Here is a 487-nt window from a genome sequence, read left to right on the forward strand (position 1 = left end):
CTCGAGATCGCGGCAGCGATCCGCCTGCGAAAGGAAATCAACGGCGAAATCTGGCTGATCCTGAGCGGCCTTCTCTCGGTCGTTCTCGGTGTCGTCGTGACCTGGATGCTGCTGACGCGCCCGGTCGAAAGCTTCCTCGCGCTCGGCTGGCTGATCGGCTTCTACGCCGCGGTCTTCGGGGTGATGATGATCCTCCTCGGGCTACGGCTTCGCAAGGCGGATCGTTCGGACGGTGCGGCCTTCGATGACGCTCCCCCATCGGCAAAGGCGTGAGGTGCCCTGTGGTGGATGACGGGCGACTTGCCGGCGAGGAGGACGATTTCACCCGATGGGACGAAACGATCTTCGACCGTTGCCTGAGCACCGGCTTCAATCCGTTCGGCAGCGGTCCGACGCCAATCTTCCTGCGGCACCGGGACGCAGAGGCGCCGGACGCCGATGCAAAGCCGTGCATGCCACCTGACACCGAAAATGCGAGGTGCTGATG

General features: G+C 63.9%; 1 protein-coding gene. It reads left to right on the top strand.

Features of this window, described 5'->3' with window-relative positions; all coding sequences use genetic code 11:
• On the top strand, positions 1-273 hold a 273-nt coding region (locus CG51_RS18890; protein WP_035747710.1), incomplete at its 5' end, for a DUF308 domain-containing protein.
• Positions 274-487 lie beyond the last annotated feature (214 nt).

Origin of the sequence: Haematobacter missouriensis, assembly GCF_000740775.1 — a bacterium.
Lineage (GTDB): Bacteria > Pseudomonadota > Alphaproteobacteria > Rhodobacterales > Rhodobacteraceae > Haematobacter > Haematobacter missouriensis.